Raw genomic sequence first — 23004 nt, forward strand, 5'->3', positions numbered from 1 at the left:
AATCACAGTGTGACCCATGTCCAAATGGACCGACCAACTGCCCGAGGCAGCGCGCGACTACATCGGCAACCGCCGGGTGGATGAAGTGGAATGCGTCATCGGCGACATCGCCGGCGTGGCGCGCGGCAAGGCGATGCCTGCCGCGAAATTCGCCAAGCAGACCAACTACTTCCTGCCGAACTCGATCTTCCTGCAAACGATCACCGGCGAATGGGCCGACAGCCCGTTCGACGCCTTCACCGAACCCGACATGATCCTGGAACCCGACTGGTCCACCGCCACCGCCGCGCCCTGGACGGCGGATGTGACGCTGCAGGTGATCCATGACGCCAAGGACCAGCAGGGCAATCTGGTGGCCTACAGCCCGCGCAACGTGCTGCGCCGGATCGTCAGCCTCTATGCCGCACAAGGCTGGAAGCCGGTGGTCGCGCCCGAGATGGAATTCTTCCTGACCGCCCGCAACATTGACCCGAACCAGCCGGTCATTCCCCCGATGGGCCGCTCGGGCCGCCGCGCGGCGGGCAAGCAGGCCTATTCGCTGTCGGCTGTCGATGAATACGGCAAGGTGATCGACGATATCTATGATTTCGCCGAAGCGCAGGGGCTGGAAATCGACGGCATCCTTCAGGAAGGCGGCGCGGGCCAGATCGAGCTGAACCTTGCCCATGGTGACCCGGTGCGTCTGGCGGACGACGTGTTCTTCTTCAAGCGCATGATCCGCGAAGCCGCCCTGCGGCATGACTGTTTCGCCACCTTCATGGCCAAGCCGATCGCGGGCGAGCCGGGGTCGGCCATGCACATCCACACATCTGTGGTGGATACCAAGACCGGCAAGAACATCTTTGCCGGCCCCAAGGGGGTGGAGACGGAAGCCTTCAACCATTTCATCGCCGGGATGCAGCATCACATGTCGGCCGCCATCGCACTGATGGCCCCCTATGTGAACAGCTACCGCCGCTACGTTCCCGATTTCGCCGCGCCAATCAATCTGGAATGGGGCCGCGACAACCGCACCACGGGCCTGCGGGTGCCGATCTCCAGCGCCTCGGCGCGGCGGATCGAAAACCGGCTGCCGGGCATGGACTGCAACCCCTATCTGGGCATCGCGGCCACGCTGGCCTGCGGCTATCTGGGCCTGATGGAGAAGAAGCCCGCGCGCCCCGAATTCACCGGATCGGCCTATATCGACAACGAGGACATCCCGGTGAACCTGGGCGACGCGCTGGATCTTCTGGATGAGGACGAGGCGCTGAAAGAGGTGATGGGGCCTGACTTCATCAAGGTTTATGACAGCGTGAAGCGGAACGAATACAAGGAGTTCCTGCAAGTCATCAGCCCGTGGGAGCGCGAGCATCTGCTCCTGAACGTGTGATGGCGGCAAATCTTCTGCACGCCAATGACCGGCCGGGCGAATACCCGGCCAGCTACTATGCCGCGACCGCAACGCCGCTGGCGCCCTTCCCGGCGCTGGCGGGCGACACCACGGCCGATGTCTGCATCGTCGGCGGCGGCTATACCGGCCTGTCCGCCGCGCTGCATCTGGCCGAACGCGGCCTGTCGGTCGTGCTGCTGGAAGCGCATCGCGTGGGCTTCGGCGCCTCGGGGCGCAATGGCGGCCAGGTGGGCAGCGGCCAGCGGCAGGATCAGGTCTGGCTGGAAAAGGTGGCGGGGCGCGAAAACGCCCGCCGCTTCTGGCACCTGGCCGAGGACGCCAAGCAGATCGTCCGCGACCTGATCGCCCGCCATGCCATGCCGGTGACCTTTTACCCCGGCATCGTCCACGCCTGCTGGACCGATACCGAGGTGCGCGAGCTGCACCTTTACGGGGAAAAGCTGCACCGCGACTATGGCTATGACCAGTTGGAACCGCTGGACCGCGAGGGCATCCACGCCATCGTCGGCTCGCCCGTCTACAAGGGCGGCGAGGTGGACCGGGGCGCGGGCCACCTGCATCCGCTGAACTTTGCGCTGGGGCTGGCGGCGGCAGCGGCAAAGGCCGGCGCGCGGCTGCATGAGCGCAGCGAGGTGGTGAAGATCGACCATGGCGCGAAGCCCGTGGTGATCACCGCCGGCGGCCGCGTCACCTGCGACCATGTGATCCTGGCCGCCAACGGTTATCTGGGCGGGCTGGAACCCAAGGTCGCCGCCCGCGTCATGCCGATCAACAACTTCATGGTGGCGACCGAACCCCTGGGTGAGCGGGCGAAAGACATCCTGTCGGAACCCGTCGCCGCCTGCGATACCAAGTTCGTGGTGAACTACTGGCGCCTGTCGGAAGACAACCGCCTGCTGTTCGGCGGCGGCGAAAGCTATGGCTACCGTTTCCCCGATCTGGTGAAGACGGTGACGAAGCCGATGCTCGAGGTCTATCCGCAGCTCAAGGGTGTCAGGATCGACCACGCCTGGGGCGGCACGCTGGCCATCACGCTGAACCGGATGCCCTGCTTCACCCGCGTGCGGCCGAACGTGCTGTCGGCCTCGGGCTATTCGGGGCATGGCGTGGCGCTGGCCACGCTGGCCGGCAAGCTGCTGGCCGAGGCGGTGTCCAGCCAGTCGTCCGGGTTCGACCTGATGGCCAGCCTGCCGCAACCCCGCTTCCCGGGCGGCGCGGCGCTGCGCTGGCCGCTTCTGGTGCTGGCGATGAGCTGGTATTCGGCGCGCGACCGGATCGGCTTCTGACATGCACCGGGGGCGCTTCGCCCCCCGGACCCCCAGAGGGTATTTGGGCCAAGATGAAGCAAAGGCATCCCGGCCTTTCATCTGCCTGAAAATATCCCACGGGGGTCCGGGGGGGTGAAACCCCCGGCCGTCCGCCAAGTCTCGACTCGCCGTCCGCAAGGCCCCATATCTGTACCATGTCCCTGCCACCCGGATTCCTGGATGAACTGCGCACGCGCGTTTTGCTTTCCGCCGTTGTCGGGCGGAAGGTCACCTGGGACATGCGCAAGTCGAACATGGCCAAGGGCGACTGGTGGGCGCCCTGCCCCTTCCATCAGGAAAAATCGGCCAGTTTCCATGTCGATGATCGCAAGGGGTTCTACTATTGCTTCGGCTGCCACGCGAAGGGCGATGCACTGACCTTCGTGAAGGAAACCGAAAACCTGCCCTTCATCGAGGCGGTTGCCGTTCTGGCCGCCGAAGCCGGGATGCCGATGCCCGAGCGCGATCCGCGCGCGGCCGAGAAGGCCGACCGGCGCAGCGATCTGACGCGGGTGATGGAAGAGGCGGTCAAATGGTTCCGCCTGCAACTGAAAACCGCCGCCGCAGCCGAGGCGCGGGCCTATCTGACCCGCCGCCGCCTGTCGGACGCCGCGCAGGACCGCTGGGAAATCGGCTGGGCGCCCGACAGCCGCCACGCGCTGAAGGACATGCTGGCCGCCAAGGGCATTGCGCCTGATCTGATGGTGGACAGCGGGCTGGTGGCGCGGGCCGATGACGGTGCGCTTTATGACCGCTTCCGCGGCCGCATCATCTTTCCCATCCGCGATGCGCGCGGCCGTGCCATCAGCCTGGGCGGGCGGTCGCTTGATCCGAATGCGCGGGCGAAATACCTGAACGGCCCCGAGACCGAGCTGTTCGACAAGGGCCGCAACCTGTTCAACATCGGCCCGGCGCGCGAAGCGGCCGGCAAGGGCAAGCCGCTGGTGGTGGCCGAAGGCTACATGGACGTGATCGCGCTGGTCGAGGCCGGGTTCACCGCCGCCGTGGCGCCGCTTGGCACCGCCGTTACCGAAGACCAGTTGCGCCTGATGTGGCGCGTCTCGGACGAACCCGTCATCGCGCTGGACGGCGACGCTGCCGGTCTGCGCGCCGGCCTGCGGGTGGTGGATCTGGCGCTGCCGCTGCTTGAGGCGGGCAAGGGCCTGCGCTTTGCCCTGCTGCCCGGCGGCATGGACCCCGACGACCTGATCAAGGCCGAGGGCGCGCCGGCCATGCAGAAGGTACTGGACGAGGCGCAGCCGATGGTACGCCTGTTGTGGCAGCGCGAGACAGAGGGCCGCGTCTTTGACAGCCCCGAACGCAAGGCCGCGCTGGACAAGACGCTCCGCGCCGCGCTGAAGCGCATCGCCGACCCGTCGATCCGCGCCCATTACGGCGAAGAGATCAAGCAGCTTCGCTGGGATCTGTTCGGCACCAACCGCCGCCCCGCCGCGCAGCCGCGCCCCCCGTTCGGCGGCCAATCCGGCGGACCGGGCTTCCGCAAGGGCCGCTTCGTGCCGCCGCCGGCCCCGCCGCTGGCCACAACCCGCGCCTCGCTGCTGGCGGCCGGCCACATGCCGGAAGACACCCTGCGCGAGGCGGTGATCCTGGCCGCGCTGATCCGCTTCCCCGCGCTGGTGCCGCGGTTCGAGGCCTCGCTTGAACGGCTGGACCTCAGTTCCGAGGACCACACCCGGTTGCGCAACCTGTTGCTGACCCATGCGCAGGACAGCGAATGTCGCGCCCGGATCGAGACCGACAGCCCGCAAGCCCTTGACCGGCTGCTGGCGCATCCCCATGTGCGCATTGCCCCGCCCATGCTGCCGCGTGCCGATGAGGAGTTTGCCGCCGCCTGTGTCGAGGTGGATCTGGCCGCGCTGGAAGCCAACCGCGCCCATCGCGCCGAGCTGATCGAGGCCGAGGAAGACATGGACGGCCTGGCCGACGAAGGCACCACCTTCCGCCTGTCGCGGGCCACCGCCGCCCGGCAAAGCGCCGCCCGTGGCGCCCCGAAAGAACAGAAGGGAGAGGCCGTGATTGCGCCGAATGGCGTGGAACTGGACCGAGAGGAATTGGACCGGGCACGCCGCCTGCATGACCAAATCGACTTCACCCGCGGCGGTCGCAGCCGCAGTTAAACCGAATCGGCCTTCACCCTGCCGTGATTCGCGGTATTGATTCGAAAAGGCCCTTACCCGATTCGCCGCCTTCAAGGAGCACGCATGGCCCTCAAGGACACCGACGACGCGAAGCCCGAAACCGACGACGCCGATGCCTCGCTCGACATGAGCCAGGCTGCCGTCAAGAAGATGATCGCGGATGCGCGTGAACGGGGCTACATCACCTACGACCAGTTGAATCAGGTGATGCCGCCTGACACGGTTTCGTCCGAGCAGATCGAAGACCTGATGTCGATGCTGTCCGAGATGGGCATCAACGTCATCGAGGAAGAGGAATCCGACGATCCGGTCGAACCGGCGGCGGGTGGCGATCTGGTCGAAACCTCGACCTCGCGCGAAGTGGCGCTGGCCGGGGCCGCGTCGGAAACGCTGGACCGCACCGATGACCCGGTGCGCATGTATCTGCGCGAGATGGGTTCGGTCGAACTGCTGAGCCGCGAAGGCGAAATCGCCATCGCCAAGCGGATCGAGGCCGGCCGCAACACCATGATCGCGGGGCTTTGCGAAAGCCCGCTGACCTTCCACGCCATCACCATCTGGCGGGACGAACTGCTGAACGAAGACATCCTTCTGCGCGACGTGATCGACCTTGAGGCGACCTTCGGGCGCAGCCTTGACGGCGATGACGATCTGGAAGGCGCACCGCTGGACGAGATCGAGGTTGGCGATGCCGCCGCCGGTGTTGCCGCGCCCCGCCGTGCGGCCAGCACCGAGCCGGAGCTGGATGCCGACGGCAACCCGATCATGCGCGAAGACCCGGAAGACGATGACGACGAGGGGTCAAGCCTGTCGCTGGCCGCGATGGAAGCCGCGCTGAAGCCCAAGGTTCTGGAAACGCTGGACCTGATTGCCCGCGATTACGCCAAGCTGTCGGAAATGCAGGACAGCCGGATGAATGCCGCGCTGTCGCAGACCTCGCGGTTCTCGACCGCCGAGGAAGCCGCCTACCAGAAGCTGCGGTCCGAACTGGTTGTCTTCGTGAACGAGCTGCATCTGAACAACAGCCGGATCGAGGCGCTGATCGACCAGCTTTACGGCATCAACAAGCGCATCATGTCGATCAACTCGAACATGGTGAAGCTGGCCGACGCGGCCCGGATCAACCGGCAGGAATTCATTGCCGAATATCAGGGCTATGAGCTGGACCCAAGCTGGTGCGACCGCATGGCCGCCAAGGCGGGCCGGGGCTGGCAGACGCTGATGGAGAAGAGCCGCGACAAGGTGGAAGACCTGCGCGCCGAGATGGCGCAGGTGGGCCAGTATGTCGGCGTGGACATCAGCGAATTCCGCCGGATCGTGAACCAGGTCCAGAAGGGCGAGAAGGAAGCCCGGCAGGCCAAGAAGGAAATGGTCGAGGCGAACCTGCGTCTGGTGATCAGCATCGCCAAGAAATACACCAACCGCGGGTTGCAGTTCCTTGACCTGATCCAGGAAGGCAACATCGGCCTGATGAAGGCCGTGGACAAGTTCGAATACCGCCGCGGCTACAAGTTCAGCACCTATGCGACCTGGTGGATTCGTCAGGCGATCACCCGGTCCATCGCGGATCAGGCGCGCACGATCCGTATCCCGGTCCACATGATCGAGACGATCAACAAGCTGGTCCGCACCGGCCGGCAGATGCTGCATGAAATCGGCCGCGAACCGACGCCGGAAGAGCTGGCCGAAAAGCTGCAGATGCCGCTGGAAAAGGTTCGCAAGGTGATGAAGATCGCCAAGGAACCGATCAGCCTTGAAACACCCATCGGTGACGAGGAAGACAGCCAGCTTGGCGACTTCATCGAGGACAAGAACGCGATCCTGCCGCTGGATTCCGCCATTCAGGAGAACCTGAAGGAAACCACGACCCGCGTTCTGGCCAGCCTGACCCCGCGCGAGGAGCGGGTTCTGCGGATGCGCTTCGGCATCGGCATGAACACCGACCACACGCTGGAAGAGGTGGGCCAGCAGTTCAGCGTGACCCGCGAACGCATCCGCCAGATCGAGGCCAAGGCGCTGCGCAAGCTGAAGCACCCGAGCCGGAGCCGCAAACTGCGCAGCTTCCTGGACCAGTAAACCGCCCCAGGGGGCGGGAGACGAAAATGGCGCCCGGAGACGGGCGCCATTTGCGTTCAGAAGCACCACCACACTTTGGCGCAGACTGGCGAATCTTCCGGGCCGGCATTCCCCTCCCACTCGAACACAACCTCTAGCAAGACCACTTGGCCTGTGGGGGACTGTGGGCAGGTCAGGACCGGAAGCCGACCTAGAGTTGTTGCCCAGTTGTTTCCTTTGATCGGAACACGGGTGAAATAGTGTGACACGGCAGAAGCCTCCTTACGTTGAGGTGTGATCGCAGTGCGGACGATCCAGCAAAGCTACACACCACGGCAGGCTACCGAGCGCGGCCGGCTCCGTGCGGCAAATCGGATCCGGCACCGATGCGGCCCCCAGGGCCGCAGTGTCACAAAGCCAAAGCACAAGTGTGATACGCGGGTCACCTTCCGGGGGTTGGTCTGCTGGCAAAGCAGCAAAGGCTGCATAATACCATAGACCTGTCGTCCGCCCCCCGCTCCGCACGCACGCTCTCTACACTGCCGCGCGGACAACGCTGCGCAGTCTGTTCGTGTCAGACTTGGATATGGCGCAGCACAAGGCCGCGCAAAGGGATCAGGTCCGGGCGGCGCGGATCAAGTCGAGAATGTCCTTGGCGGCGGCCGGGATGTTGGTGCCCGGGCCGAAGATCGCCTTCACCCCGGCCTTTTTCAGGAAATCATAGTCCTGCTGCGGGATCACCCCGCCGCAGATCACCAGAATGTCCCCTGCCCCCTTGGCCTTCAGCGCCTCGATCAGCTTGGGGGCCAGCGTCTTGTGCCCCGCGGCCAGCGACGAGATGCCGACGACATGAACGTCGTTGTCCACCGCGTCCTGCGCGGCCTCTTCCGGGGTCTGGAACAGGGTACCCACGTCCACGTCAAAGCCGATGTCGGCAAAGGCGGTGGCGATCACCTTGGCGCCGCGGTCGTGGCCGTCCTGGCCCATCTTGACCACCAGCATCCGCGGCCGCCGGCCCTCTTCCTCGGCGAAGGCTTCCACATCCTGCTGAATCCGGGCAAAGCCCTGGTCGCCCTCATAGGCGGCGCCATAGACCCCGGCCAGCGTCTTCACCTCGGCCCGATGCCGCCCGAACACCTTTTCCATCGCGTCGCTGATCTCCCCGACCGTTGCCCGTGCCCGGGCGGCCTGAACCGCCGCCTCCAGCAGATTGCCGCCCTCGGCCGCGCGGCGGGTCAGTTCCGCCAGTGCCGCCGTGCAGGCCGCGTCGTCCCGTGCGGCGCGGGTTGCCTTCAGCCGGGCGATCTGGGCGTCGCGGACCATGACATTGTCGATGTCGAGAATGTCGATCGGGTCTTCCTTGGCCTTGCGGTACTTGTTGACGCCAACGATCACCTCTTCGCCGCGGTCGATCAGCGCCTGCCGGCGGGCGGCGGTTTCCTCGATCCGCAGCTTGGGCATCCCGCTGGCCACGGCCTTGGTCATGCCGCCCATGGCCTCGACCTCTTCGATCAGCTTCCACGCCTCTTCGGCAAGCTGATGGGTCAGGCTTTCGACATAGTAGCTGCCCGCCAGAGGATCGACGACATGGGTGATCCCGGTTTCTTCCTGCAGGATAAGCTGGGTGTTCCGCGCGATCCGGGCGCTGAATTCGGTCGGCAGGGCAATCGCCTCGTCCAGCGCGTTGGTGTGCAGGCTTTGCGTGCCCCCCAGCGCCGCCGCCATCGCCTCATAGGCGGTGCGGATGACGTTGTTGTAGGGGTCCGCCTCTTGCAGCGATACGCCGCTGGTCTGGCAATGGGTGCGCAGCATCAGGCTGCCGGTCTTCTTCGGTTCGAACTCCGACATGATGCGGTGCCACAGCAGACGCGCCGCCCGCAGCTTGGCCGCCTCCATGAAGAAGTTCATGCCGATGGCGAAGAAGAACGACAGGCGCCCGGCGAAATCATCGACATTCATGCCGCGTGCAATCGCTGCGCGCACATATTCGCGCCCGTCGGCCAGGGTATAGGCCAGCTCCTGCACCAGGTTCGCCCCGGCTTCCTGCATGTGATAGCCCGAGATCGAGATCGAGTTGAACTTCGGCATCTCGGCGCTGGTGTATTCGATGATGTCCGCGATGATCCGCATCGAAGGTTCGGGCGGATAGACATAGGTGTTGCGGACCATGAACTCCTTGAGGATGTCGTTCTGGATGGTGCCGGACAGCAGGCTGCGGTCCACGCCCTGTTCTTCGCCGGTCACGATGAAATTGGCGAGGATCGGGATCACCGCGCCATTCATCGTCATCGAGACGCTGACCTTTTCCAGCGGGATGCCGTCGAACAGGATCTTCATGTCCTCGACACTGTCGATGGCGACGCCGGCCTTGCCCACATCGCCCACCACGCGGGGGTGGTCGCTGTCATAGCCGCGGTGGGTGGCCAGGTCGAAGGCGACCGATACGCCCTGCTGCCCGGCAGCCAGCGCCTTGCGGTAGAAGGCGTTCGATTCCTCGGCGGTCGAGAAGCCGGCGTATTGGCGAATGGTCCAGGGCCGGCCGGCATACATGGTGGCGCGCACGCCACGGGTGAAGGGCGCGATGCCAGGCAGTTCGCCCATCTGCGGCAGACCCTGCACATCGGCCGCGGTATAAAGCGGCTTGACGGTGATGCCCTCCAGCGTCTGCCAGTTCAAGGTGGCCGGATCGGCACCCTTGAGTTCCTTCGAGGCCAGCGCCTCCCAAACCTTCACATCCGCCATTGGTCTCTCCGCTCCTGCTCTGCACCCGGGCTCCGCCTCGGCGCTTGGGGTTTTCGGCGAGCTGCCCTATATCCAAGGGCATGATGCGCCTTAACCGCCGTTCCGTCCTGTTTCTTGCGGCCCTTGCGCCGCTTTCCGTTCACGCCGAGGCTGCGGCCCCGGAAATTGCCCCCGTCCCCGCCGATCAGGTGGTGGAGGCCGATCTCTTGTATGTCCGCCGCCCGGTCATCATCTTCGCCGACAGTCCGGCCGACCCGACCTTCGTGCGCCAGATGGAGATGCTGGCCCGCTACGGCGCCGATTTTCAGGCGCGCGATGTCATCCTGATCATCGACACCGATCCGGCCAACCCCTCGGATCTGCGCCGCAAACTGCGGCCGCGGGGCTTTTCGCTGGTGCTGATGGACAAGGACTGGAAGCCCTCGATCCGCAAGCCCCTGCCCTGGGACGGGCGCGAGATCATCAACTCGATCGACAAGATGCCCATCGCCCGGTCCGAGGCGCTGGAGAAGAACCCCGCCGGGCGCTGACGGCGCTATTCCAGAAAATCCTCGGCCACGGGGATGCGCCCGAAGGCAATCTTGGCGCCCGTATAGGGCACCCGATGCGGGGGCAGCGAACCGAAATGCACCGTGTCCTGACCGAACCGCTGGTTCAGCGCGTCGATTGCCCGGCATAGCCCGGCCCGGCCCGCTTCGGCCGCCGGTCCGGGGCTTTCGAACAGATCGTCCGTCACCTGCCCCTCGGCAATCAGCCCGCCCAGCATGACATTCACCGACCGCAGCCGACGCAGCCGCAGCCCGGACCAGTAGCGATCCAGCGTCTGCAACAGGAAGAACGTGTCCTGCGTGGCGCGGATCTGCCCCTCTTGCGCCGAGGACGCCCCGTCTTCCGACCGGACCGAGACATGCAGGCTGCGGGCCAGGAACCCTTCGCGCCGCAGCCGGGCGGCCGCCTTGACCAGCAGGCGCCGCGCCACCAGCCGCGCGCCCTCGGGCGTCTTGTTGCCCGCGGTCAACACCTGCCCGTGCCCGATCATGCCGCGCCGCGTTTCCGGCCAGATCACGGTTTCGCCGCGCAATTCGCGCAGGAAGCGTTCGCCGGTCACACTGTGCCAGATCGCCCGCGCGCGCTTGGGGTCCAGCGCGAAAAGCGCCCGTACATCCGGGATACCCGCCGCTTCCAGCCGCAGCTTCATGCGCCGGGAAATCCCCGGCAGATCGTCCAGCGCCAGATGGGCGATGCGGTCGGGCAGCACATGCGGCAACAGCCAGTGCAGCCCCCCCGGCTTTTCCAGCCCGGCCGCCACCTTGGCCAGCAGCCGCGTCGGGCCAAGCCCCACCGAACAGCGCAACGCCGGATGCACCCGGTCCAGCACCGCCTGCTGCAAGGCGCGGCCAATCGCCAAGGCGCGGTCGAGCCGCTGTTCCGAGCCGGTCAGCAGGCAGGAACATTCGTCGATCGACCAGATCCGGTGTACCGGCACCACGGTTTCCACCGCCGCGAGGATCGCATGGTGATAACGCACGCAGACATCGTGCCGAACCGGACGGAACACGATGCCGGGGCACAGGCGCCGCGCCTCGTCCTGCCGGGTGCCCATGCCGACACCAAGCCGTTTGGCGTCGATGCTGGCGGCGATGCAGCCCGCATTCGGGGCATCTGTCGTCAGCACGCCCACCGGACGGCCCATCAGCGCCGGCTCCTCGGCCTGGGCGACCGAGGCGTAGAAGCTGTTCATGTCGAAGAACAGGGTCGAGACATGCAGATCCATGGCGGGCCGACTCGGGACAGGGCGGACAGGCGGGGATATTGGAACAAATGATGAACATTCGTCCAGCCCCCCTTTGCGCCGTGTCTGCCCCGTGCCGGATCATGCCTATTCGAATTCCATGATCACATCATCGACCTTGAGGCTGGCGCCGGCGGTGGCCTTGATTGCCTTGACCACGCCCTTGCGTTCGGCCTTGAGGATGTTTTCCATCTTCATGGCTTCCACGGTGGCCAGCGCCTGGCCTTCCTGAACCTCCTGCCCCGCTTCGACGCTGATCTTCACGACCAGCCCCGGCATCGGGCACAGCAGGTATTTCGAGGTATCCGGCGGCGCCTTTTCCAGCATCAGGCCCGACAGGTCTTTCTGCCGGGGGCTTTGCACCAGAACCTTGAGGTCCGCCCCGCGCAGACGCATACGGAAGCCCATCGGGATCTTGCCGACCTTGATCGCCATCGGCGTGCCCCCGACGGTCACGCGCGCCAGCGGCTGGCCGGGCGTCCAGTCGGATTCGACGCGCAGCACGCTGCCATCGTCGAACTGCACGGAAGACCCGTCATGGTCGGCCTTGATGGTGACAGGGAAGGCCTGCCCGTCCAGGCTGACCACCCAGTCATCGCCCACGCGGCGGGTGTGGTTGTCCATGGTGCCGGAAATCCGCGTGCGGCGGATTTCGGCAACGCGGTTCATCGCCGCCGCCGCCGCCGCAACCCGGCGCAGCGTGGCCTCGTCCAGCGTCGCGCCCTGGAATCCGTCGGGGTATTCCTCGGCGATGAAGGCGGTAGTGATATTGCCGCTGACAAAGCGCGGATGGTCCATCACGGCGCCGACGAAGGGCAGGTTGTGGCCGATGCCTTCCACCTCGAACGTGTCCAGCGCAAGGCGCATCTCTTCGATGGCATGGGCCCGGTCCTTGCCCCAGGTGCAGAGCTTGGCGATCATCGGGTCGTAGAACATGCTGATCTCGCCGCCCTCGAACACGCCGGTATCGTTGCGCACGATGCCGCCGCGGTCGGTCGGGCCTTCCACCGGCGGGCGGTAGCGGGTGAGCCGGCCGATCGAGGGCAGGAAGTTGCGGTAGGGATCTTCGGCATACAGCCGGCTTTCCATCGCCCAGCCGGTGATCTTGAGATCCTTCTGCGCGAAGGGCAGCTTTTCGCCCGCCGCGACGCGGATCATCTGTTCCACCAGATCGACGCCGGTGATCAGCTCGGTCACAGGATGTTCGACCTGAAGCCGCGTGTTCATTTCCAGGAAATAGAAGTTGCGGTTGCCGTCCACGATGAATTCCACCGTGCCGGCGCTGGTGTAGCCCACCGCGCGGGCCAGCGCGCAGGCCTGTTCGCCCATCGCCTTGCGGGTGGCTTCATCCAGGAAGGGCGACGGGGCCTCTTCGATGACCTTCTGGTTCCGGCGCTGGATCGAACATTCGCGTTCGTGCAGGTAGACGCAATTGCCGTGCTTGTCGGCCAGCACCTGAATTTCGATATGGCGCGGCTGGGTCACGAATTTCTCGATGAAGATCCGGTCATCGCCAAAGCTGGAAGCCGCCTCGTTCTTTGACGACTGGAAGCCTTCGGCCACCTCGCTTTCGTTCCAGGCGATCCGCATCCCCTTGCCGCCGCCGCCGGCCGAAGCCTTGATCATCACCGGATAGCCGATCTCGCCGCTGATCTTCACGGCTTCCTCGGCATCGGCGATCAGGCCCATGTAGCCCGGCACCGTGCTGACACCGGCCTCTTTCGCCACCTTCTTCGAGGTGATCTTGTCGCCCATCGCCTCAATCGCCGGGGACGGCGGGCCGATGAAAACCACGCCCTCCTTTTCCAGCGCGGCGGCGAAATCGCGGCGTTCCGACAGGAAGCCATAGCCGGGGTGCACCGCCTCGGCGCCGGTCTGGCGGATGGCGTCCATGATCTTGTCGATCACGATATAGGATTGGGCGGCCGGGGGGGGGCCGATATGAACCGCCTCATCCGCCATCTTGACGTGCAGCGCGTTGCGGTCGGCATCGGAATAGACCGCGACGGTCTTGATGCCCATCTTGCGCGCGGTCTTGATGACGCGGCACGCGATTTCGCCCCGGTTGGCGATCAGGATCTTCTTGAACATGTCACTCCCTCGGCTCTGCCCGGATGGCCGGGTCAGAAAAGAAAAGGGCCCCTCCGGGGAGACACCCCGGAAGAGCCCTGTGGATCGGTAAGGCCGGACGGTCCGCGCGACGCGCGGACGTCAGCTCAGTAGCAGTTGTTGGTGCCCGGAACGGCGCAGGACGCACCGCCAACCACGGCGCCGATGAGCGCGCCCTTGGTTTTCGAGCCGCCGGTGACATCGGCAATGACGGCACCCGCCGCAGCACCGCCCACGGTGCGGACGGCCGCGTTGTTGAGCGGCTGTTGGTTGCCATAGCCATTGTTGCTGACGCAGCCAGCAACCGAGAAGGTCGCCAGTGCCAGAAGCACGATTGTCTTACGCATGATGTACTGCCTCGATACGTTGTTGTTATTGGCGAGGAGTCTACCGCAAAGCACGGAGAGTTAAAGAGGTCTTGCGCGAAGCCGTCCTTCACGATGGCGACAGTTTGCCGATTGCCGGCACAGGCACGCGGAAAGACCGGCCCGACCCCTGAAGGGCCGGACCGCAGGGGAAAGGAAGGGAAGCGGGCCTGCCCCGACATGCGCCGGCGGAAAGCACCGGCCCGCAGAGACAAGGATCGCCCATGCCCGGCCCGGGACGCAAACGCCATCTGCGCGGCAACGGCGGGCTGCGCGCAAAGCTGCCGGTTCGCGGGGCCGCTGCGCAGGATCATGCCGGGTCGTCCTCGTCATCGCCCCAGTCGAAGGCGGGGGCGTCGGGGGCAAATACCTGCGGAAAGGCCGCCTGCGCGCGGGCCACGTCGATGCGCAGCAGGGCTTCATAAGAGGCCGGATCGAACGGATCTTCGGCCGGCACAACCTCGCGCCCGATCAGCCAGGACAGGCGACCGGCATCCAGATTGCCGCGCTCGAACACGTCTTCGCCGAAACAGGACCAGAGCGCGGCCATGAAGGCCTGATCCGCCATGCGGTCGGCGTATTTGCGATCCTTGAACCGCTCACGCCGGATGATCTTGGTCGGGCCTTCCTTGACGTTGGCCCGGCGAATGGTGAACTGGAAATCGGTTCCCGGCATCCGGCCGGGAAAGCCACGGTGCTTCAGCATGGCCGGGTCTCCTTTCGAGGGGCGACCCGGCGCTTGGGCAGATCAGCCGCGGGTCGGGCTTCCTTGCGGGTCACGCCCGGTCTGTTGATCGCCACCGCCATCACGCGTGACGGGCACACATTGCTGGCGGTTGGCCGTGGCAGCAAAGCCGGCACCGCAAGACCCTGCACAGATCGGCAGGCTGGCGCGGGCATCGTTCGCGCCATAGCTCTGGCGGCCATCGCGGCAGGCTCCGCCGTCGCCGCCGCTGAGAACCTCATTGCCGTATTTGTCATAGACGGGTTCGGGCATGATCGGGGGCGGCGCCTTTGGGGCACAGGCCACAAGGACGGCGACCGAGAGAAGACCACAGGAAACCAGAGCGCGAATACGCATCGAATGCTCCAATCTGAAACAGGTGAAGTGATGAAATCTTCTCGCCGCGCAGGGCGAAAAGCAAGAAAATCTGTCAGCGACGCCAAAATGCGAAGTGCCGGAATCCCCCGGCAAGGGGCGGGTCCGGCCGGAGACCGGCCGGACCGCTTGGTCTTACTTGTACTTGCCGGTGTAGGTCGGCTCGACGCTGATCGGAGCGGGCTCCGGAGCCGGAGCCGGCTTCGAGCAAGCAGCGATAGCAGTGAGCGCCAGCATGGCAATGATAGCAGTGGTCCGCATGTCAACCTCCAGTGTGATTCAACGCATGCGCCGACACCATATGAGGGCAGGAGTCCAGACGCAAACAGGTATGGCACAAACGGGGCGGATTCCCGCACCCTTCTGCGCAGAAAAAAGGCGGGCCGGGGCGCAAAGGCCGCAACAGCCCGCGCTTCGGTCTTACTTGTACTTGCCGGTGTAGGTCGGTTCGACCGAAACGGCGTCGCCGACGTAGACAACTTCTTCGGCCTTCTTGGCGCAGGCGGCGATGAAGCCGACCATGGCAAGGGCAATAACGATACGCGTGGTGCTCGACATCCTCTAGTTCCTTCTTTGTTGGGGGTCGTCAGGGGCAACATGCCCGCAGCGCCCCGCTTCGAGGTCCAGGCCGCAAGGGTCCGGCCTGTGGTGATTCTATCTGAAATGACAAACGATTGACACGCCGGACCGGCCTTTGTGCCAAGCTGTGACTCAGTTACATCAGAGCCGCGGCAAAACCCCGCAGAGTCAACAAGATATGGTGCCATCTTCAGAAAACCTCCCAGATGCAGGAGCCGTCCTTGAAGGAATAGCTTTCGAAAAGCTGCACCACATCGGGGGCCGCCTCGCCAAAGGGCACCGGGCTTGCCGAGAGGGAGATGATGATCTGCTGCGGGGCCGGCACCATGCCTTCGGTGCGCGGGACGGCATAACCGTCGCAAAGCGCCTGCATGTCGTCCACCCAGTCATCCCCGGATTTGAGACCGGGCACCACGAAGCGGAAGCGGGCCGCCGCCCCTTCGGTGCCGCGCGCGTTGGTGATCACGTCCAGCACCCGCACCTCGCGCCCCGAGGGAACGGCGACAACCTCACCGCCGGCCGCGGCGCCGGCGTCCTTCTTGTCCTCTTCGCAGCCACCGGCGGCCAGCAGCAGGCTGGCGGCCAGGGCCGTGACAAGGGCAGCGAAGGGGCGGCGTGCGGGGCGCATCGTCGGGCCTCAGAGCGGAATGTTGTCGTGCTTTTTCCAGGGGTTCTCAAGCCGCTTGCCCCGCAGCGACGCAAAGGCCCGGGCGACCCGGCGGCGGGTGGATTGCGGACGGATCACCTCGTCGATGAAGCCCTTTTCAGCCGCAACGAAGGGGTTGGCGAAACGGTCTTCATAGTCCGCCGTCCGGGCGGCGATCTTGTCCTTGTCGCCAAGTTCGCTGCGATAAAGGATCTCGGTCGCGCCCTTGGCGCCCATCACCGCGATTTCCGCCGTCGGCCAGGCATAGTTGAAGTCGCCGCGCAGGTGCTTGGACGCCATCACGTCATAGGCCCCGCCATAGGCCTTGCGGGTGATGACCGTGACCTTGGGAACCGTCGCCTCGCCATAGGCGAACAGCAGTTTCGCGCCATGCTTGATGACGCCGCCGTATTCCTGCGACGTGCCCGGCAGGAAGCCCGGCACATCGACCAGGGTCAGGATCGGAATTTCGAAGGCATCGCAGAAGCGGACGAACCGCGCGGCCTTGCGCGAGCTGTCGATGTCAAGGCAGCCCGCCAGAACCATCGGCTGGTTGGCAACCACACCGACGGTCTGGCCCTCGATGCGGACAAAGCCGGTGATGATGTTGCCGGCGTAATCCTTCTGGATCTCGTAGAAGTCGCCCTCATCCGCGATCTTGAGGATCAGTTCCTTCATGTCGTAGGGCTGGTTGGGATTGTCCGGGATCAGCGTGTCCAGGCTGGCCTCGACCCGCGCCGGATCATCGAAGAACGGGCGGACCGGCGCCTTTTCGCGGTTGTTCAGCGGCAGGAAGTCGAACAGGCGGCGGATCTCGGCCAGCGCCTCGACATCGTTTTCAAAGGCGCCGTCGGCCACGCTGGACTTGCGGGTGTGGGTGCTGGCGCCGCCCAGTTCCTCGGCGGTGACCACTTCGTTCGTCACCGTCTTCACCACATCGGGGCCGGTCACGAACATGTAGGAGCTGTCCTTCACCATGAAGATGAAGTCGGTCATCGCGGGCGAATAGACCGCGCCGCCGGCGCAGGGGCCCATGATCACGCTGATCTGGGGCACCACGCCGCTGGCCATGATGTTGCGCTGGAACACCTCGGCATAGCCGGCAAGGCTGGCCACGCCTTCCTGGATGCGGGCGCCGCCGCTGTCGTTCAGCCCGATCACGGGTGCGCCGTTCTGCATGGCCATGTCCATGATCTTGCAGATCTTCTGCGCATGGGTTTCGGACAGCGATCCGCCGAACACCGTGAAATCCTGGCTGAACACATAGACCATGCGGCCGTTGATCGTGCCCCAGCCCGTGACCACGCCATCCCCGGCGGGGCGATCCTTCTCCATGCCGAAATCGGTGCAGCGATGCGCGACGAACATGTCGAACTCTTCGAACGAGCCTTCGTCGAGCAGAAGGTCGATCCGTTCGCGCGCCGTCAGCTTGCCCTTGGCGTGCTGCGCGGCAACGCGGCGCTCACCGCCCCCCGCCCGCGCGGTTTCGCGCCGCGACTCGAGTTCGGCCAGGATGTCCTTCATGGGTCACTCTCCCCCCGGAAAATTTGCGCGACCATAGCGGCTGTACGGGTTGCGTAAAGAGGAAGATCGTAAATTTGCATAGAGCGCGCAGCAAGCATCGCGCGAATTGCAAATTTGCGAACCCTCGCGCCCGGCGCGGCGATTGGGTATCACAGCCCAAATCGCAAGAGGCGCGTCATGACTGCACTGCCTGTTCCCGTCATCACCATCGGCCTTCTCGTGGCCTCGAACGTGTTCATGACCTTCGCCTGGTATGGCCACCTGAAAGACAAGTCGGTGCCGCTGATCACCGCGATCTTCGTCAGTTGGGGCATCGCCTTCTTCGAATACTGCCTGATGGTTCCGGCCAACCGCATCGGCTACGGCACCTTCAACGCGGCCCAGCTCAAGACCATTCAGGAGGTCATCACCCTGTTGGTCTTTGCGGTCTTTTCGGTGCTTTACCTAAAGGAACCGCTGATGTGGAACCATGCCCTCGGCTTTGCCTTCATCGCCCTAGGGGCATTTTTCATCTTTCACAAATGGGTTTGAGGCAGGTTCGCACCCGCGCGCCCGTGGACAAGCCAGGGCGCCCGGCGTAGCGCTTGGGGATGACTGATCGCCCCAAAGCCCACTTTCTTGACCGGACCACCCCGCCGCATCTGCTGACGCTGGTGCTTGTGGCGGGTCTTTCCGCGCTGACCATGAACATCTTCCTGCCGTCCCTGCCCGGCATGGCGGAATGGTTTGGCGTGCCCTATGGCCTGATGCAGCAATCGGTGGCGCTGTATCTGGCGCTGTCCGCCGCGTTGCAGATCGCCATCGGGCCGCTGAGCGACCGCTTCGGTCGCCGCAAGGTGCTGATCTGGTCCTTTGCGCTGTTCCTGCTGGCCACCGTGGGCACGCTGCTGGCGCCGAATGCCACGGTGTTCCTGATCTGCCGCATGGCGCAGGCGGTGGTGGCCGCCGGCATGGTCTTAAGCCGCGCCATCGTGCGCGACATGGTCAGCGATGCCGAAGCGGCCTCGATGATCGGCTATGTCACCATGGGGATGAGCGTGGTGCCGATGATCGGCCCGGTGATCGGCGGCATTCTGGACGAGGCTTTCGGCTGGCAGGCGAACTTTGCCCTGTTGCTGGGGCTGGGGGCGGTCGTCATGGCGCTGATCTGGTTCGATCTGGGTGAAACCGCCACGCTGCGCCGGGTGTCGCTGCGCGATCAGGCGCGCCAGTATCCGGTGCTGCTGGGATCACGCCGGTTCTGGGGCTATTGCCTGTCGGCCGCCCTCGCCTCGGGGTGCTTCTTCGCCTACCTTGGCGGGGCGCCCTATGTCGGGACCGAGGTGTTCGGCCTGTCCTCGGCCCATGTCGGGGCGCTGTTTGCCCTGACGGCCGTGGGCTACATGGGCGGGAATTTCATCGCCGGGCGCTGGTCGGTGCGGCTGGGGATGAACCGGATGGTTCTGATCGGAACCGTCATCACCACGGCGGGGCTGGTGGTTCTGCTGGCGCTGACACTGGCGGGGTTGTCGGGGCCGGTGGTGTTCTTCGGGCTGACCATGGCCATGGGCATCGGCAACGGGGTCTGCCTGCCCAATGCCAATGCGGGCATCCTGTCCGTCCGGCCCGAAGTGGCGGGCACGGCCTCGGGGCTTGGCGGGGCCTTCATCATTGGCGGCGGGGCCGGGCTGGCCTCGCTTGCGGGGGTGCTGCTGCCCCCCGGATCGACCGAGACGCCGCTGATCCTGCTGATGCTGGCATCCTCGGTCGGGTCGGTGGTGGCGATCCTTGCGGTCATCCGCCGCGCCCGGGATCTGGGTCTTTCCCCTTGACCCACGGCCTTTGCAAAGCGATGCCTGTCTTTGCAAATCCCAGCCGAGGTGGCCCATGCCCAGCCAGAAGCTTTATGCCGGTGTCAAGCTGCGCGAAATCCGTGGCAGGCTGAGCCTGACGCAGAAGGCCTTTGCCGACAAGCTGGGCGTGTCGCTGCCCTATCTGAACCAGATGGAGAACAACCACCGCCCGGTGTCGGCCGGCGTGGTGCTGGCGCTGGCGCAGGAATTCGGGCTGGACGTGACCGAGCTGACGGTGGGCGAAAGCGAACGCCTTGTCAGCGACATGCGCGAGGCGCTGGCCGACCCGGTGTTCACCAGCGGCCAGCCTCCGCTGGCCGATCTGCGGCTGGCCGCGTCCAACGCCCCGGCGCTGGCGCGCGCCTTCCTTGACCTGCACCGCGCCTACCGCCAGACCCACGAACGCCTGGCCTCGCTGGACGAAGCCCTGGGGCGGGAAGGGGCCAGCCTGAAGCCGAGCCCCTGGGAAGAGGTTCGGGATTTCTTTCACTATTGCGACAATTACCTGGATGCGGTGGATCGGGCAGCGGAACATTTCGCAATGCCCGGAGGTAACAGAAAAGACGTTACTATTCTTGCAGAAGACCTGTTCCGCCGCCTTGGCATCAGCTTGCAGTTTTCCGACAATTCCGGCCTGCGCCGCTATGATCCCGCCACGCGGCGGCTTGAAGTCTCGGCCCGGGCCTCGGGGCCGACAAAACGGTTCCAGTTGCTGCATCAGGTGGCGCTGATCGCCCATAACGACCTGCTGGAAGCGACGCTGGATCTGGCCCGCTTTTCAACCCCCGAGGCGCGCGAGATCGCCAAGATCGGGCTGGCCAACTATTTCGCCGGGGCAGCCCTGCTGCCCTATCGGGCGTTCCTGCAGGCGGCCAAGGACACCCGCCACGATCTGGAGCGTCTGGCCGATCTGTTCGGCGCCTCCATCGAGCAGGTGGCACACCGGCTGTCCACCTTGCAGCGGCCGGGCGCCAAGGGGATTCCGTTCTTCTTTGTCCGGGTTGATCAGGCCGGCACCATCACCAAGCGCCACTCCGCCACGCGGCTGCAATTTGCCCGCTTCGGCGGCGCCTGCCCGCTGTGGAACATGCACAGGGCGTTTGAAACGCCCGGCCAGTTCCTGCGCCAGCTTGCAGAAACGCCGGATGGCGTGCGCTACCTGTGCCTTGCGCGCGACGTGTCAAAGCCGGCCGGGGCCTTTCTGGCCCCGGTCCGCCGCTATGCCATCGGTCTGGGATGCGAGGTCCAGCACGCCGCCGAAATGGTCTATGCCGACGGGCTGGATCTGAAAGGCCGGTTCGAGCCGATCGGCATTTCCTGCCGGATCTGCGAACGCCCAACCTGCCATCAAAGATCGGTCCCGCCGCTGGAGCGACGCCTGCGCGTCAACCCCGACCGGCGGGACGTGCTGCCTTATGAGATTGCCGGCTGATCAGGCCTTGCGGATGATGGCCCAGAGGCTGTCTTTCAGGCGGGCGCGCTGACGGCGCAAGGCTTCCTCATGCTCTTCGGAAACCGTGTCGATGCGGTTTTCCGCCCGATACACCGCCTGGTTCACCTGATTGTATTCCTCAACCAGCTTCGAGAAATGCGCGTCGCCTTCCTTCAGTTCCGCAATCCGGGCCGCTTCTGCCGGGAATTCCTCGGCCAGGTCGTGGGGCGTATGCGACATCGTCTTCTCCTTTTGTCTGCCTTATCAATCATAAGGCGGGGCAAAGCATGTCACTATGACCTTGGTCAAATCACCGCTGAGAGGTGCGCCAGGCCGGGTTGATCCAGGGTTCCAGGTTCGAGGCCGGCAGCGGCGCACGGTCCAGCACATGGTCCGCCGCCTTTTCGCCCACCATGATCGACGGCGCGTTGAGGTTGCCGTTCGTCACCTGCGGGAAGATCGAACTGTCGGCCACGCGCAGCCCTTCGACGCCGATCACGCGGCACTGCGGATCAACCACCGCCATCGGATCATCGGCGCGTCCCATCCGGGCGGTGCCGCAGGGGTGATAGGCGCTTTCGACATGCTCGCGCAAGAAGGCGTCAATCTCGGCATCGCTTTGCACGGCGGGGCCGGGCTGGATTTCGCCCTTGACGAAGCCATCCATTGCCGGCTGGCCGAAGATTTCGCGCGTGAGGCGGACGCAGGCGCGGAAATCCTCCCAGTCCTCGGGGGTGGACATGTAGTTGAAACGGATCACCGGGGCCTCGGCCGGATCGGCCGACCGCAGCGTGACCGAACCGCGCGACTTTGACCGCATCGGCCCGACATGCGCCTGGAACCCATGCCCGCCCGCCGCAGACCGCCCGTCATACCGCACGGCCAGCGGCAGGAAGTGATACTGGATGTCGGGATATTCGACCCCGGCCTTGGACCGGATGAAGCCGCAGGCCTCGAACTGGTTCGAGGTGCCGACCCCGCGGCGCAGGAACAGCCATTGCGCCCCCACCCACATCTTGCCCCAGATATTCCAGTACTTGAACAGCGTCACCGGCTTGGACGAGGCGAACTGCATGTAGATTTCAAGGTGGTCCTGCAGGTTCGCGCCCACACCCGGGCGGTCGGCCAGCACCTCGATCCCGTGTTCGCGCAGATGGTCGGCCGCCCCGATGCCCGACAGCATCAGCAGCTTGGGCGTGTTGATCGAGGACGCGGCCAGGATCACCTCGCGGTTGGCGCGCACCACCTGACGGCCGTTCTGCGCATCCACCTCAACCCCCACGGCGCGGGTGCCTTCAAACACCACGCGGCGGGCCAGCCCCCGGATCAGGTGGACATTTCCCCCCGCCATGGCTGGCCGCAGATAGGCATTGGCGGCCGACCAGCGCCGCCCGCGCCAGATCGTCGCCTCCATCGGGCCGAAACCTTCCTGCTGGCGACCGTTGTAATCTTCCGTCACCGGATAGCCGGCCTGCTTGCCCGCTTCGATGAAGGCGTCGAACAGCGGAATGTGGCGCGGGCCACGGGTGATGTGCAGCGGGCCACGGCTGCCCCGGTATTCGGGGCCGGACCCGCCGTGCGAATGTTCCATCCGTTTGAAATAGGGCAGCACATCGGCATAGGACCAGCCATCCGCCCCCATCTCGGCCCAGGTGTCATAGTCGCGCGCGTGGCCGCGCACATAGACCATGCCGTTCACCGAGGACGATCCGCCGATCACCTTGCCGCGCGGCGTGGCCAGACGGCGGCCGCCCAGATGCGGCTCGGGCTCGGACTGGAAGCCCCAGTCATAGCGCGGCATGTTCATCGGATAGCTGAGTGCGCCCGGCATCTGGATGAACGGGCCGGCATCGCTGCCGCCGAATTCGATCACCACCACGCGCCGCCCGGCCTCGGCCAGACGATAGGCCATGGCGCAACCGGCCGACCCTGCCCCGACGATCACATAGTCCGCATACATCCCGTGTTCG

Annotated in this window: 19 protein-coding genes; 8 read left to right on the top strand and 11 right to left on the bottom strand. The window is 65.3% G+C overall.

All coding sequences use genetic code 11. From position 1 onward, the window contains the following. Positions 1 to 16 precede the first annotated feature (16 nt). From B6K69_RS05495 to rpoD, 4 genes are all read left to right on the top strand, one after another. Positions 17 to 1372, top strand: coding sequence for a glutamine synthetase family protein (locus B6K69_RS05495; protein ID WP_107673351.1), 1356 nt, complete (start codon positions 17 to 19; stop codon positions 1370 to 1372). Next, positions 1372 to 2679 carry an NAD(P)/FAD-dependent oxidoreductase gene (locus B6K69_RS05500; RefSeq protein WP_108643076.1) on the top strand — a complete coding sequence of 436 codons (1308 nt, stop codon included), beginning with the start codon at positions 1372 to 1374 and terminating at the stop codon, positions 2677 to 2679. The genes B6K69_RS05495 and B6K69_RS05500 overlap by 1 nt, the downstream gene beginning before the upstream one ends. Positions 2680 to 2855: 176 nt before the next feature. Beyond that, on the top strand, positions 2856 to 4838 hold the full coding sequence (dnaG, locus tag B6K69_RS05505) for a DNA primase (RefSeq protein WP_108643077.1): 1983 nt from the start codon (positions 2856 to 2858) through the stop codon (positions 4836 to 4838). Between the two features lie 84 nt (positions 4839 to 4922). After that, positions 4923 to 6935 (top strand): RNA polymerase sigma factor RpoD, encoded by a 2013-nt coding sequence (gene rpoD, locus B6K69_RS05510; RefSeq protein ID WP_107673348.1) that lies wholly within the window; start codon positions 4923 to 4925, stop codon positions 6933 to 6935. A 594-nt stretch (positions 6936 to 7529) separates the two neighbouring features. Here rpoD and scpA read toward each other — a convergent pair. Continuing rightward, a complete protein-coding gene (gene scpA / locus B6K69_RS05515; RefSeq protein WP_108643078.1) occupies positions 7530 to 9656 on the bottom strand; it encodes a methylmalonyl-CoA mutase in 2127 nt (708 codons plus the stop codon). Positions 9657 to 9736: 80 nt separating this feature from the next. On the opposite strand from scpA, the gene B6K69_RS05520 reads away from it, so the two are divergent. Continuing rightward, positions 9737 to 10186: a DUF4174 domain-containing protein gene (locus B6K69_RS05520; protein ID WP_228156815.1), complete on the top strand. Its 450-nt coding sequence runs from the start codon at positions 9737 to 9739 to the stop codon at positions 10184 to 10186. Positions 10187 to 10191: 5 nt separating this feature from the next. Here B6K69_RS05520 and B6K69_RS18595 read toward each other — a convergent pair whose 3' ends face one another. The 8 genes from B6K69_RS18595 to B6K69_RS05555 all read right to left on the bottom strand — a co-directional run bounded on the left by B6K69_RS18595 (position 10192) and on the right by B6K69_RS05555 (position 17770). Further along, complete coding sequence (locus B6K69_RS18595) at positions 10192 to 11430, bottom strand: Y-family DNA polymerase (RefSeq protein WP_108643079.1); 1239 nt, start codon at positions 11428 to 11430, stop codon at positions 10192 to 10194. A gap of 105 nt (positions 11431 to 11535) precedes the next feature. Continuing rightward, positions 11536 to 13539 (bottom strand): acetyl-CoA carboxylase biotin carboxylase subunit, encoded by a 2004-nt coding sequence (locus tag B6K69_RS05530; RefSeq protein WP_108643080.1) that lies wholly within the window; start codon positions 13537 to 13539, stop codon positions 11536 to 11538. Positions 13540 to 13664: 125 nt separating this feature from the next. Further along, positions 13665 to 13904, bottom strand: coding sequence for a hypothetical protein (locus B6K69_RS05535; RefSeq protein WP_123876540.1), 240 nt, complete (start codon positions 13902 to 13904; stop codon positions 13665 to 13667). A 328-nt stretch (positions 13905 to 14232) separates the two neighbouring features. Beyond that, positions 14233 to 14628: a hypothetical protein gene (locus B6K69_RS05540; RefSeq protein WP_107673343.1), complete on the bottom strand. Its 396-nt coding sequence runs from the start codon at positions 14626 to 14628 to the stop codon at positions 14233 to 14235. 42 nt (positions 14629 to 14670) lie between these two features. Beyond that, entirely contained in the window at positions 14671 to 15003 is a 333-nt protein-coding gene (locus B6K69_RS05545; RefSeq protein WP_164681889.1) for a hypothetical protein, read from the bottom strand. Positions 15004 to 15441: 438 nt separating this feature from the next. After that, entirely contained in the window at positions 15442 to 15579 is a 138-nt protein-coding gene (locus tag B6K69_RS18125; RefSeq protein WP_164681890.1) for a hypothetical protein, read from the bottom strand. A 211-nt stretch (positions 15580 to 15790) separates the two neighbouring features. Then, the gene (locus tag B6K69_RS05550; RefSeq protein ID WP_228156816.1) at positions 15791 to 16228 is read right to left on the bottom strand and encodes a DUF6497 family protein; all 438 of its coding nucleotides are present in this window, start codon (positions 16226 to 16228) and stop codon (positions 15791 to 15793) included. 9 nt (positions 16229 to 16237) lie between these two features. Next, positions 16238 to 17770, bottom strand: a complete 1533-nt coding sequence (locus tag B6K69_RS05555; protein WP_107673341.1) for an acyl-CoA carboxylase subunit beta — start codon at positions 17768 to 17770, stop codon at positions 16238 to 16240. Positions 17771 to 17947: 177 nt separating this feature from the next. Between B6K69_RS05555 and B6K69_RS05560 the strand changes: the two genes are divergently transcribed. The 3 genes from B6K69_RS05560 to B6K69_RS05570 are packed head-to-tail and all read left to right on the top strand — an operon-like array spanning position 17948 to position 21034. After that, positions 17948 to 18301: a DMT family protein gene (locus B6K69_RS05560; RefSeq protein ID WP_108643082.1), complete on the top strand. Its 354-nt coding sequence runs from the start codon at positions 17948 to 17950 to the stop codon at positions 18299 to 18301. Positions 18302 to 18360: 59 nt separating this feature from the next. Then, on the top strand, positions 18361 to 19581 hold the full coding sequence (locus B6K69_RS05565; RefSeq protein WP_108643083.1) for a multidrug effflux MFS transporter: 1221 nt from the start codon (positions 18361 to 18363) through the stop codon (positions 19579 to 19581). 55 nt (positions 19582 to 19636) lie between these two features. Further along, positions 19637 to 21034, top strand: a complete 1398-nt coding sequence (locus B6K69_RS05570; protein WP_108643084.1) for a helix-turn-helix domain-containing protein — start codon at positions 19637 to 19639, stop codon at positions 21032 to 21034. Here the strand turns inward: B6K69_RS05570 and B6K69_RS05575 are convergent, their stop codons facing one another. Together B6K69_RS05575 and betA are read right to left on the bottom strand one after the other, a co-directional pair. Beyond that, positions 21035 to 21274: a YdcH family protein gene (locus B6K69_RS05575; protein ID WP_108643085.1), complete on the bottom strand. Its 240-nt coding sequence runs from the start codon at positions 21272 to 21274 to the stop codon at positions 21035 to 21037. 70 nt (positions 21275 to 21344) lie between these two features. After that, on the bottom strand, positions 21345 to 22994 hold the full coding sequence (gene betA / locus B6K69_RS05580) for a choline dehydrogenase (RefSeq protein WP_108643086.1): 1650 nt from the start codon (positions 22992 to 22994) through the stop codon (positions 21345 to 21347). Between the last annotated feature and the right edge of the window lie 10 nt (positions 22995 to 23004).

Source organism: Pseudogemmobacter blasticus (assembly GCF_003071405.1).
GTDB lineage: Bacteria > Pseudomonadota > Alphaproteobacteria > Rhodobacterales > Rhodobacteraceae > Pseudogemmobacter > Pseudogemmobacter blasticus.

Coding starts and splice junctions, on each gene's coding strand:
- B6K69_RS05565 (WP_108643083.1), top strand. CDS start 18,361: ATGACTGATCGCCCCAAAGCCCACTTTCTTGACCGGACCACCCCGCCG.
- rpoD (WP_107673348.1), top strand. CDS start 4,923: ATGGCCCTCAAGGACACCGACGACGCGAAGCCCGAAACCGACGACGCC.
- betA (WP_108643086.1), bottom strand. CDS start 22,994: ATGTATGCGGACTATGTGATCGTCGGGGCAGGGTCGGCCGGTTGCGCC.
- dnaG (WP_108643077.1), top strand. CDS start 2,856: ATGTCCCTGCCACCCGGATTCCTGGATGAACTGCGCACGCGCGTTTTG.
- B6K69_RS18595 (WP_108643079.1), bottom strand. CDS start 11,430: ATGGATCTGCATGTCTCGACCCTGTTCTTCGACATGAACAGCTTCTAC.
- B6K69_RS05550 (WP_228156816.1), bottom strand. CDS start 16,228: ATGCGCCCCGCACGCCGCCCCTTCGCTGCCCTTGTCACGGCCCTGGCC.
- B6K69_RS05495 (WP_107673351.1), top strand. CDS start 17: ATGTCCAAATGGACCGACCAACTGCCCGAGGCAGCGCGCGACTACATC.
- B6K69_RS05535 (WP_123876540.1), bottom strand. CDS start 13,904: ATGCGTAAGACAATCGTGCTTCTGGCACTGGCGACCTTCTCGGTTGCT.
- scpA (WP_108643078.1), bottom strand. CDS start 9,656: ATGGCGGATGTGAAGGTTTGGGAGGCGCTGGCCTCGAAGGAACTCAAG.
- B6K69_RS05500 (WP_108643076.1), top strand. CDS start 1,372: ATGGCGGCAAATCTTCTGCACGCCAATGACCGGCCGGGCGAATACCCG.
- B6K69_RS05575 (WP_108643085.1), bottom strand. CDS start 21,274: ATGTCGCATACGCCCCACGACCTGGCCGAGGAATTCCCGGCAGAAGCG.
- B6K69_RS05555 (WP_107673341.1), bottom strand. CDS start 17,770: ATGAAGGACATCCTGGCCGAACTCGAGTCGCGGCGCGAAACCGCGCGG.
- B6K69_RS05540 (WP_107673343.1), bottom strand. CDS start 14,628: ATGCTGAAGCACCGTGGCTTTCCCGGCCGGATGCCGGGAACCGATTTC.
- B6K69_RS05545 (WP_164681889.1), bottom strand. CDS start 15,003: ATGCGTATTCGCGCTCTGGTTTCCTGTGGTCTTCTCTCGGTCGCCGTC.
- B6K69_RS05520 (WP_228156815.1), top strand. CDS start 9,737: ATGATGCGCCTTAACCGCCGTTCCGTCCTGTTTCTTGCGGCCCTTGCG.
- B6K69_RS18125 (WP_164681890.1), bottom strand. CDS start 15,579: ATGTCGAGCACCACGCGTATCGTTATTGCCCTTGCCATGGTCGGCTTC.
- B6K69_RS05530 (WP_108643080.1), bottom strand. CDS start 13,539: ATGTTCAAGAAGATCCTGATCGCCAACCGGGGCGAAATCGCGTGCCGC.
- B6K69_RS05570 (WP_108643084.1), top strand. CDS start 19,637: ATGCCCAGCCAGAAGCTTTATGCCGGTGTCAAGCTGCGCGAAATCCGT.
- B6K69_RS05560 (WP_108643082.1), top strand. CDS start 17,948: ATGACTGCACTGCCTGTTCCCGTCATCACCATCGGCCTTCTCGTGGCC.